The organism is Candidatus Symbiothrix dinenymphae (assembly GCF_001431085.1).
In genome coordinates this window covers 1-535 of sequence record NZ_BBRU01000295.1, presented here as the reverse complement: position 1 = coordinate 535, position 535 = coordinate 1, and the positions used below count along the sequence as shown (strand labels likewise).

Annotated in this window: 1 protein-coding gene; it reads left to right on the top strand. The window is 52.1% G+C overall.

The genetic code is table 11. The annotated features are described in order from the left end of the window. Nucleotides 1–6 precede the first annotated feature (6 nt). A partial coding sequence (locus ASC50_RS03725; protein ID WP_226995379.1) for a helicase-related protein occupies nucleotides 7–535 on the top strand: 529 nt, incomplete at its 3' end.

Below are 535 nucleotides of genomic sequence, written 5' to 3'. Positions count from 1 at the left end.
GATGAAGTGGCTGCCAAACTCAACGAGCAGGGCATCAAAGCGGCTCCCTACCACGCGGGATTGGCGCAGGGCGAGCGGACGCAAAATCAGGCGGATTTTCTGTACGACCGCATCAATGTGATTGTCGCGACCAATGCCTTTGGGATGGGCATCGACAAGTCGAACGTGGCGTACGTCGTCCACTACAATATGCCCAAAGACATTGAGAGTTACTATCAGGAGGCCGGTCGGGCAGGTCGCGATGGCAGTCGGGCGGAATGTACGCTACTGTTTTCCGGTCAGGATATTATGACCAACCAGTGGTTGATTGAAAATGGCAGCGACAGGGAACAAGAACCCATTGAGGAGGCTGTGAAAGAGGAGTTGAAAGCCAAAGCCAAAGAGCGACTGCGCGTGATGGAAACGTATTGCAAAACAAATTTGTGCCTGCGAGCCTACATCTTAAACTACTTTGGCGAAGCCCACGACAAAGACGCACATTGCGGCGAATGTGGCAATTGCAACAGTGAAAGTGAAGTGGTGGACATCACTATTC